The 10,346-nt window shown below is 43.5% G+C and carries 9 protein-coding genes; 2 read left to right on the forward strand and 7 right to left on the reverse strand.

Annotation, left to right across the window (positions count from 1 at the left end):
- Positions 1 to 67: 67 nt before the first annotated feature.
- From D6V41_RS16035 to D6V41_RS16060, 6 genes are all read right to left on the reverse strand, one after another.
- The gene (locus tag D6V41_RS16035) at positions 68 to 889 is read right to left on the reverse strand and encodes a symmetrical bis(5'-nucleosyl)-tetraphosphatase (RefSeq protein WP_136252561.1); all 822 of its coding nucleotides are present in this window, start codon (positions 887 to 889) and stop codon (positions 68 to 70) included.
- Positions 890 to 891: 2 nt separating this feature from the next.
- Positions 892 to 1,257, reverse strand: coding sequence for a Co2+/Mg2+ efflux protein ApaG (gene apaG / locus D6V41_RS16040; protein ID WP_338324274.1), 366 nt, complete (start codon positions 1,255 to 1,257; stop codon positions 892 to 894).
- A 1-nt stretch (position 1,258) separates the two neighbouring features.
- Positions 1,259 to 2,062: a 16S rRNA (adenine(1518)-N(6)/adenine(1519)-N(6))-dimethyltransferase RsmA gene (gene rsmA, locus D6V41_RS16045; RefSeq protein ID WP_136252562.1), complete on the reverse strand. Its 804-nt coding sequence runs from the start codon at positions 2,060 to 2,062 to the stop codon at positions 1,259 to 1,261.
- Positions 2,059 to 3,045: a 4-hydroxythreonine-4-phosphate dehydrogenase PdxA gene (gene pdxA, locus D6V41_RS16050; protein WP_136252563.1), complete on the reverse strand. Its 987-nt coding sequence runs from the start codon at positions 3,043 to 3,045 to the stop codon at positions 2,059 to 2,061. Before pdxA ends, rsmA begins: the two co-directional genes overlap by 4 nt.
- 10 nt (positions 3,046 to 3,055) lie before the next feature.
- Entirely contained in the window at positions 3,056 to 4,345 is a 1,290-nt protein-coding gene (gene surA, locus D6V41_RS16055) for a peptidylprolyl isomerase SurA (protein WP_136252564.1), read from the reverse strand.
- A gap of 68 nt (positions 4,346 to 4,413) precedes the next feature.
- Entirely contained in the window at positions 4,414 to 6,630 is a 2,217-nt protein-coding gene (locus D6V41_RS16060) for an LPS-assembly protein LptD (protein ID WP_136252565.1), read from the reverse strand.
- 176 nt (positions 6,631 to 6,806) lie between these two features.
- Here D6V41_RS16060 and djlA point away from each other — a divergent pair, with 176 nt between their 5' ends.
- Entirely contained in the window at positions 6,807 to 7,661 is an 855-nt protein-coding gene (gene djlA / locus D6V41_RS16065) for a co-chaperone DjlA (RefSeq protein ID WP_136252566.1), read from the forward strand.
- Here the strand turns inward: djlA and aceK are convergent.
- The gene (aceK, locus tag D6V41_RS16070; protein WP_136252567.1) at positions 7,639 to 9,372 is read right to left on the reverse strand and encodes a bifunctional isocitrate dehydrogenase kinase/phosphatase; all 1,734 of its coding nucleotides are present in this window, start codon (positions 9,370 to 9,372) and stop codon (positions 7,639 to 7,641) included. The two genes, djlA and aceK, sit on opposite strands and share 23 nt — an antisense overlap.
- Before the next feature lie 30 nt (positions 9,373 to 9,402).
- On the opposite strand from aceK, the gene xerD reads away from it, so the two are divergent.
- Positions 9,403 to 10,332: a site-specific tyrosine recombinase XerD gene (gene xerD / locus D6V41_RS16075; RefSeq protein ID WP_136252568.1), complete on the forward strand. Its 930-nt coding sequence runs from the start codon at positions 9,403 to 9,405 to the stop codon at positions 10,330 to 10,332.
- Positions 10,333 to 10,346: the final 14 nt, after the last annotated feature.

Raw genomic sequence — 10,346 nt, forward strand, 5'->3', positions numbered from 1 at the left:
TGTGAACCTAATACTAAGGATTGAGTTTGAATGCCTATCAAGTAGTATCGGTAAACAGACAGATAACTTAAGCGTGATATTGAATTGTTTTTTGCGTTTCCAGGCAATGCAAAGACAGGCTGTTGCCCCACACGAATCCGCTGTCGAGGGCGTGAACTTTAGCCTTGCAAGTAGTTTTTTTAGGTAAATGACCCATCAGAGACGCCCAGTGTCCAAAAAATAAGGTGTGCTTTTCACTTAGCTTAGGGTTATCAAACATAAACCAAGGTAGCAAGTCAGAAGGTGCGCTACTGGGGTGGCACTTTGTTTCAAACTCAAGTGCGCTGTCTTTTTTCAAATATCTCATCCGAGTGAAGGCGTTTACGATAAAACGCTGTCTATCGGTTCCATTCAGTTTTTCTGACCATAAAGCAGGGGTGTTCCCATACATACTTTGCAGAAACGCACCCACGTCTTTACCTTGAAGCGCTAACTGGATTTCGTCTGATAAAGCAATAGCTTTTTTAATTGACCAAGCAGGATAAAGCCCGGCATGGGAAATGAGAGTCTTTTTTGCCGGCTTGACGGCTAATGGCTTTGTCATAAGCCATGAAACAATATCATCGAAGGATTTGTCATTGATTAGCGGGTTAAGTTTATCTTGTGCTTTAGGAGAACGGACGCCATGAGCTATGGCAATTAAATGGAGGTCGTGGTTACCTAAAACCGTTTCAAAGTGCTCGCCCAGATCTCGACAGAACTTCAAGGTATCGAGTGACTCAGGTCCTCGGGCAACTAAATCGCCAACGGCCCACAGTTTATCCGTTTCAGCATTGAACCCTGCTTTTTTCAAAATGCGTTTAAGCGCCTGGTAGCAACCTTGAATGTCGCCAACTACAAAATTTCTCATTGTTAGTGGAGCGCGTTTGGCACAGCAAGTCTAAATACAGGAATAGGTGCCTTGTACATAGATTTATCAGTACATTCAAACTCATAATAGCCTTGCATACTGCCAACTTGCGTTTTTAACATCGAGGCACTGGTATACTGAAACGTATCGTTTGGGTTGATTGTAGGTTGCTCTCCAACAACACCTTCCCCTCTGACTTCGACCTTTTCGCCGTTTCCGTTGGTGATCAACCAATAACGATTTTTTAAGGTCATTGGTCTTTCGCTGAGGTTGGTAATGTTGACAGTGTAGCTAAAAACATAAACCAAACTGTCCTCTGATTTTTGCTGCGTTCCGATATATTTTGTGTCGACGTGTATAGAAATCAAATCAGTCAATTCCTGCCTCATAAACCCAATTTGCGATGTGTGCAAACTCATTCAAAGAAAGGGTCTGCGCTCTGCGCTGCGCATCAATGCCCAGGCTTTCAAGGCTATCTTCGCTGATTAAATTTTTCAAGCTATTGCGAATAGTTTTTCTGCGTTGGTTGAAAGCGGTTCCTACAACGTTTTCAAGTGTATCTACGCTGTGTACCTCTACGGGAGCTTTTTGATGCGGCACAAGCCTTACCACTGCCGAGTCGACTTTGGGCGCCGGTTTAAACGCGCTTGGCGGCACCATAACAACAGCTTGCGCACTACAGTAATATTGTGACATCACAGATAATTTGCCATACAGGCTGTCGTTATGGGTTGCGCATAATCGCTTTACCACCTCAAGTTGCAGCATAAAATGCATGTCTTCAACGTAGTTTGCAAAGCTAAAAAGGTGAAACATTAAAGGTGTGGAAATGTTATAGGGCAAATTGCCAAATACCCTCAGTTTCTGATTATTCGCAAGGGAGGAGAAGTCAAAATGCAGAGCGTCTTGCTCAATAACATTAAGCTTTGACTGTATAAATGGGTGTTCGCGCAACCGCTTTGCGAGATCTCTGTCGAGCTCAATAACATGTAGCCGATCAACTATTTCGGCAACGGGTTCAGTTAATGCGCCCAATCCCGGACCTATTTCGAGGAGGTTTTCACCGCGTTTCGGGTCGATTGCACTGACAATTTGGTCGATGACATATTCATCATGTAAGAAATTTTGGCCAAATCGCTTTCTCGCGGTATGGCCTAAATAGGTTCGACTCACTGCTTTTTCTTCGCTAATTTGATGGCTTTATTTAGTGCTCTGCGCATACTGCCCGCGTCGACCTCTCCTGTACCGGCTAAATCGGCTGCTGTTCCATGATCAACTGAGGTCCGAATAAAAGGCAAGCCTAAAGTGATATTGACAGAATTTCCAAATCCTTTGAATTTTAGAACCGGTAGACCTTGGTCGTGATACATCGCAAGGACTGCATCGGCTTTATCAAGATATTTTGGTTGAAAAATGGTGTCTGCGGGTAAAGGCCCAATCAGATTCAGCCCTTGAGAGCGCAATCTATCAAGCGTTGGCGTAATAATCTGTATCTCTTCTTTCCCTAGGTGTCCGTCCTCACCCGCATGAGGATTTAACCCACAGACATAGATGCTTGGCTCAGGAATACCAAACTTTAATTTAAGGTCGGTATTGATAATGCGAATCACCTTTTCAATGCGCTCAGGAGTGATGGCCTTTGATACATACGCAAGGGGAATATGAGTGGTGGCTAAACATACACGCAGGCCATCAGTTGCCAGCATCATCACTACATCTGCGGTGTTAGACTGCTGGGCAAAATATTCAGTGTGTCCACTGAAGGAAACGCCCGACTTATTGATTATTCCCTTGTGGACAGGCCCCGTTACTACTGCGTCAAAATTGCCAAGCATATTTTCTTCACATGCCTGGCGCAAAGTTTCAACCACATATTGGCCATTTGCACTGTCGAGCTTTCCCGCCACAACATCAACAGCGCATGGTATGTGATGCACAATCATTTCACCGGCTTGTTGCACATACTCCAGTCCAGGTTCAAATGGCAAAATATCCAATTCAACACCTAATTGAACTGCGCGCTGCGCCATAACCTCGCGATCTGCAAACACCACGATTTGGGCATCCCAGGCTTGCTGAGAAAGCTGGATCATCAAATCCGGACCTATTCCTGCAGGCTCTCCCGGTGTAACCGCAATTCTTAAAGGCAATGACATGCTTTATTCCTTAGGCGTTAACAACTTCAATATAGGCTTGGTCACGCATTTCGCGAAGCCATGCATCGGTTTCTTCTTGGAATTTACGGTTAAAGAGTAACTGATAGGCGCGCTCTTCTTTTTTACGCTCTGTCGCATCGTCTACGCGTCTGTCAATCAACTGGATGAGATGCCAGCCGTGTTGCGAACGAATGGGCATGCTGTATTCGTCTTTTTCCAATGAGGCTAATGCATCTTTGAAGGCAGGTACGTAAATATTTGGGTCATTCCAGCCTAATTCGCCGCCTCTTAGCGCTGAACCAGGATCTTGTGAATGCTCTTTCGCCAGTTCGGCAAAGTCCGCGTCACCTTCAATCAGGTCTTTTCTGAACTCTAGCAGCATTTGTTCCGCTTTGGTATCGCTTAAGATGATACTCGGCTGAATGAGTATGTGTCGCGCATTCACCTCTTCGATTTGCACCAGTTCGACGCCCCGTGTATCCAATACTTTAAGAATGTGAAATCCAGCGCCTGAACGAATTGGGCCAATCAGCTCGTCTTTTGGTTTATTTTGAACCGCTTCAGCAAAAAGTGTGGGCATTGAGTTGATATTCATCCATCCCATGTCTCCGCCATCAAGTGCTTCTGCGCCAGATGAAGAAGCGATCGCAATCTTGGTAAAGTCCGAGCCATTGTTTAACAGCTCCAGTACTTTATCCGCCCTGTCGCGAGCATCGCTAATTTCCTGATCAGTCGCATTGCCCGGCAATCCTATCAAGATATGACCGAGTCGATATTCGGCTTGAGCATCGCCCTGCTGATTCAAAATATCTACCAGTGTTTCAATTTCTTGAGGTGTGATATATACACGACGCCGAACGTTTGCGCGTCTTACTTCGCCCATGATGAGTTCTTTTCGAACCGACTCACGATACGAATCATAGCTAGTGCCTTCAGATGTGATGACTTGTCTAAGTTGTGGAACGCTCATCCCTTCGCCTTGAGCGATATTGGCAATGGTTTGGTCAAGTTGCGGATCGCTTATTTGAATGCCCATGCGTTGAGCCATTTGCATTTGTAAATTTTCCATTATTAAACGTTCAATCGCTTGCGTTCTCAATGCGTTGTCGGAAGGCAGTGCCTGACCTTGCGCTACCGCCCCGCGTTTAACGGTATCAACCAATTCCTGTATTTCACTTTCCAGTATTACGCCTTGGTCGACAATAACGGAGACTTTATCTAGCAATTGCTTTGCATTGCTCGTAAATGCCATACAGCAAACGAAAAATAACAAGCCAATATGTGTAAACTTAATTTTCATAACTTCTCAATGTTGATGCAATTTATTGCACAGCAAAACCATATGCTGAGCAAGTATTACGCGTTAGATTAATTTAAAACAAAGGGTTGACGATACCCAAATAAGCCCTGACGCAACATATCGACTTTGTTCGTTTGATTGCCCATGCCTTTAAAGACAAATTGTAGCGCAATTCCAGAATCGAATTCATCTATGTTGCGAATGCCCTCATTATTAAATCGTGTTGCAAGATGACGCTGAACTGTCAGTCTAAGCGCCCAACAACAACTCTCGTACTCGATACCCACAAACGCCTCAGTAGTGCGTGAGAGCTCAAAATCTCGATAATAACGACCTACCCAATGCCAGTTTTCATTGATAGGCCAACTTGCAGAGATACCAAATTGGTCAATTTTTTCGTTAGAAAGTTCGCGAATATAACGATGACTCAGTTGGATAAGCTTGGTATCCGACAAGCGATACTCTGTTGAAACACTGCTTCGCTCAACCTTATTGCTTTGATTCCCAACTTGAATATCCGAATGCACAAACCAATTACGGTTTATGCGCCAATCGACTTCAGCCGCAATGGATGAACGATTATCGTCTCGATTGCTGGCATCTAATTCTGAATCCTCCAGGAATAAAATTTGACCGATACTGGCGACCAGGACCTCTCTGTTCGCATCATTTATTAAACGGCTAGTCGCCCCTAATGTAATTTGATTATTATCGTTAATTCTATCTAAACCCGTGAATTCCTGACCACGAAAAATATTTGAAAAGGTGGTGAGTAATTCTGTTGTGTCATACAGCCCAATATTTGACTGATCCTGATAGCTGGTATAAAGATACTGGACTTTCGGTTCGAAGGTAAGGAGGTATTCGTTATTCGCCAGCTTTTGGTCTTTTTCAAAAATCAAAGAGCCGTAGAGCCTGCCTTGTCCCAAGGTACGAGTGACCTCATCCTCAAGCGGGGTATCAGGAATATTTTCTACGTCTTGGTCGTAATAAGTGTGCATCACACTCACCTGAGCAAGCAATTCGCCCCACGCTCGCTGATAAGGAAGACTTATCGACGGCTCCACATGAAAACGAAGCGCATCTCCTCGACTCGCGAGGGGATTTTCGAAATAGGCCAATTCAGATTTTATATCAAAATCCAGCCAGTCGTTAAGCTTTGAAGAATAAAACAATTTCGCTTCGGGAATGGCGCGATAATTATCTTCGAAATTACCAATGGTAGTAAAATCTCTCACGAATAAAGAAAAGTCCAGGCTTTGGCTGTAATAATTGACACCTGCTGTTCGTTGAAGATGCGTATCCGCCTGGTTATAAAATTCGTTGCGCAGGTCAACGATATAGTTGTTATCACTTATATCGTTGATATCTGCACTAATTGACCAATTCTCACTTAATTTACCCTGATGGAAAAAACGATAAAAATATCGGTCGTCACTGTCTGCCAAATCAGTGTCGCTAGGAAGATATTCCAGTTGCAATTCACCCATATGATTTTGTGTTAGATATCGCCATTCGTTTTTAAGCTGTAAACCGCGATTGGTCATGTATCTTGTGGTGATGGTTGTATCTAAATTGGGCGCAATATTCCAATAAAAGGGTTGAGCATATTCAACGCCGGTGCTGCTTGTTGAACCTATTTCAGGAAACAAAAACCCAGTTTGTCGCTCTGTTGTGATAGGAAAAGCGAAATATGGCAGGTAAAAAACAGGGATGCCGCCAATGTAAAAACGCGTATGTTTAGCTTCCCCAAATGGGCGGCCCTTTCGAATTGCAATTTCGCTTGCCTGAATTTTCCAATCTTCACCACCTTTTGGGCAAGTAGTAAAAGAGACGTCTTCTAAAATTACGCCTTGCTCTTTAGAGATAGACAGTAAATCCGCACCACCACGTCCATTAATGCCTTTGATCATATACTCAGAAGACTGCAACTGAAGCAATTCCAGTTCAGCATTAGCCTCTATCCCTAAACTTTGCACTTGCAGTAATTCGTCTGTGTAAGACACGTTACCCGTCGCTTCAATAGTGCGGCCGTTTTCCTGCAAGTTGGCGGAATCTGCCGTAATGATTGATTCCGGAGTAGTGATGATCACATCACCCTGAAATACCGCCACTTCATTTTTGATAATTTGCGCCGCCTCAGACCTCACTTCAATTGTGCCATCAGCAATTTTAGGCAATTCAAATTCAAAGGTCTGCACTTCGCATGTCAATTGGGCAAGCGCTGATGGGCTCGCGATTAATGCAAGAGTAGAAAACAGCAGACATCTTTTAGCTTTTTTCATGCAGACTTCATGTGTACGAGTAAGAAAAGGTAGGTAAATAATTTAGCTTCAGGATTTTAATGGTAATCGACGCAAAACCCAAGATTAATCTAAACAAAAGCGCTAAAAAGCGTACTTTTGACTAAAAACCCTTTAAAATATGACAAAACCAATCATTCACAATCATATAGTTAATTATGCCGTACTGGGGAAAAATTGTAGGTGCCATTATAGGAATGGCAATTTTTAAACTGCCAGGCTTAATATTAGGTCTGATTGTTGGGCACATGTTTGACATCAACTATGCGCGAGATTTTTCGCGTCAAGGTGGCTTTGCTCGCTTTTTTTCAAATAAAGAAAGCATTCAACGACAAGCTGTGTTTTTTCATGCCTTGTTTTCGTCCCTGGGGCACATTTGTAAAGCGGATGGGCATGTTACGCCCGCAGAAATAAAAGTCGCCTCTAAATTAATGGATGACATGCGCTTAAGTGGTGAACTCAAAAAAGAAGCGCAACAAGCCTTTAGAGAAGGCAAGGCAAGAGATTTTCCTTTGCAAGATATGTTGCAAACCTTCAGACAGCAGGCGCATGGCCGACGCGATATATTGCAAGTATTCCTTGAAATACTTATTGCAGCAGCCTTTGCTGATGGAAAGGTAACACAGGCCGAAGTGAATGTGCTTTCAAAAGTCGCAGCAAGCTTAGGCTTTAGTCAGGCAGACCTACAGTTTTTGATTGCTACTTTTGAAGCAGGGCAGCGTTTTCGACAGGGCGCTGGATTTGGCGGGGGCGCGAATCGGGGTAGGCAGGAACAATATCAACATGCTTACTCCAGTCAAAACGCCCTTAAAGACGCCTACAAAATACTCGGTGCTAGCGAATCAGACGATGATAAAAGTATAAAACGCGCATATAAAAAATTAATGGCACAGCACCACCCAGACAAGTTAGCTGCGAAAGGCTTGCCAGAGCAAGCGATTGAAATGGCGAATCAACGCACTCAGGAAATTCAGTCAGCTTATGAGTTAATTAAAGAGAAGCGCGGTTTTTAAAGCGCTTTTGTTCATTATATGGGAATACATCTTCAAACAGACCAGAGCGAATATTGGCTTGTTTGGATTGCCAAAAAGTGGCTTCAAGTAAATCCGGGTGCAAAGCTTTAAAATGTTTACGGGTGTTTGGGTCACACAATAGAAAAGAAGCGAACTCTTCAGGAAAGATATCGTTTGGCGCCACAGAATACCAAGGCTCGCTGGCCATCTCATCTTCGGGATAGCGGGGTGGCGGGATATGGCGGAAGTTACATTCGCTTAGGTAACAAATCTCATCGTAATCGTAAAAAATGACCCGTCCATGCCTCGTTACACCAAAGTTTTTGAACAACATGTCACCGGGGAATATGTTTGCCGCCGCAATTTGTTTGATCGCTAAGCCATATTCTCTTATAGCATGAATATATTGTTCTTCTGTTTTTGCATCGTCTAAATACAGGTTTAATGGCGTCATGCGCCTTTCGATATAGACGTGCTTTAACAACAGCATATCACCCTCAATGCGCAACTGGCTTTGTACCGTCTTTTTCAATTCGTTAAGCAATTCGTCTGAGAATCTATTCAAGGGAAATGCAACCCAGGAGAATTCAAGTGTGTCTGCCATTCTTCCTACTCGGTCATGTTGTTTCACCAGTTGATACTTCTCTTTTACGGTCGCATGCGTCATTTCTTTTTGCGGGGCAAATTTATCTTTGATGAGTTTAAAGACAAATGGATAGCTGGGTAAGGTAAAGACGGTCATGACCATGCCTCTAATGCCTGGCGCCACTACAAAGTCGTCGTCGGTTTGCGATAAATGCTCTAAAAAGTCTCTGTAAAACAGTGTTTTTCCATGCTTTTGTAAGCCAATACAGGTATATAGCTCAGACGCCGTTTTGCTTGGCAGTATAGACTTCAGGAAATGCACGATGGCACCCGGATATTGTGTGTCAACCATAAAGTAAGCTCGCGCAAATCCAAAAATAATCGCTGTATCCTGTTTATTTGCAATCAAGCTATCGATATACAGCTCACCCTTTTCGTTATTTAAAACAGGCAGTACAAACGGAAACGTCTTTGATGGTCCTACACTAATTTTACCCACCACATAAGCTGCTTTATTGCGATAAAAAAGCGGTTGTAAAATTTCCAGCTCTGCGTGTTGCAGGGTATCAATATCTTCCTGAATTTGTTCACTCAGCGCCTCATCCATCAATCGGTAAAGCGTTTGGTCTTGCCTCACTGGCAAAGTAAGAGGAAGCTTGTCGATGATTGTTTTGTATACATCGTGAATGTTCTGTTGATTTATTTGGTATCGGTCAGACTCGGTATAGGCCGAGAAGGTGTCAGGATCCACCTGAGTTTTAACGAAGATATTTTCATTTAAATAGTATCGTCTGTCGAACATTCGACAAAAAAGGGAGTTGAAAAAACTTTCTGCCAGTTCCGGCTGCTTGTGATCGCTTAAGAGTTCAATGTACGCCGCCTTAACCCAATGCCAAATATGCTCATCAAGCGTTTTTATGCCAAAGCGATTTTTTAAAAGCGTGACGGCTTCATTTACTTTCGCATCGTATGACTGAATGCGAAGAGCAGAGTGTTCCTGGACTGACTTCCAGTCAGCACTTTCAAAGCGAGCGTTTGCGCCTTGAGTGAAGTACAAAAACGTGTGATAGTGCCGGTTAAATCCAGACAATATGGCTTGGGCAATATCTTTTGCTAATGGCAACATTAGGTCAATAAAATAATCAAGAATAATCACATGGTGACAGCGCTAGACTCAACAAACAAGCCCCAGAAGCTAGAACTTTCGTCGGTAAATCAGCAATTAATTGATGATTTTATCAACATGCTTTGGCTGGAAAAAGGCTTAAGTGACAATACAGCAAGCGCATACCGTAGCGATTTGACCAAATTTGCGCTGTTTGTCAAAAGCAGTTTGCTTGATGTCAGTAGCGATACAGTCAAATCCTACTTGACGCATCGGCTGAATAAAAAACTGTCGCAACGTTCGACCTCCCGGTTCTTAAGCAGTGCGCGAGCCTTCTATCGGCATTTAATTGCAAATAAAAAAATCGATAAAAATCCCATTGAAAATGTCAGTAATCCCAAATTGCCGAGCTACTTGCCAAGCACCCTATCAGAGTCACAGGTTGAGCGCTTATTGAGCACGCCGAGTGATGATGATCCTGTTCAAATGCGTGACAAAGCCATGTTGGAGCTTTTGTATGCCACTGGAATTCGTGTTAGCGAACTGGTTAATTTACAAATGCATGAGTTGGGCATGCTTCAAGGTGTAATAAGGGTAACAGGTAAAGGCGGTAAAGAACGATTGGTTCCTATGGGGGAGCTTGCTTGTGAGGTGCTAAGTGACTATTTAAAAAATGCGAGGCCAGCTTTACTTAAAAAACCAAGTAATACCGTTTTCCCGAGCAAGCGCGGTAGCACGATGACGCGTCAGACCTTTTGGCATCGCATAAAGTTTTACGCCAGTCAGGCCGATATAAAAGTGCATTTGTCGCCACATACTTTGCGTCATGCCTTTGCCACTCACTTGTTGAATCATGGCGCTGACTTGCGGGTGGTGCAAATGCTTTTAGGTCATAGCGACTTATCAACGACTCAGATATATACGCATATCGCAACCCAGCGCTTGCAAACACTTGTTAAGGAGCATCACCCCAGAGGATAAAATGAGGCGAGTGA

Source organism: Ningiella ruwaisensis (genome assembly GCF_004798935.1).
Taxonomy (GTDB): Bacteria; Pseudomonadota; Gammaproteobacteria; order Enterobacterales; family Alteromonadaceae; genus Glaciecola; species Glaciecola ruwaisensis.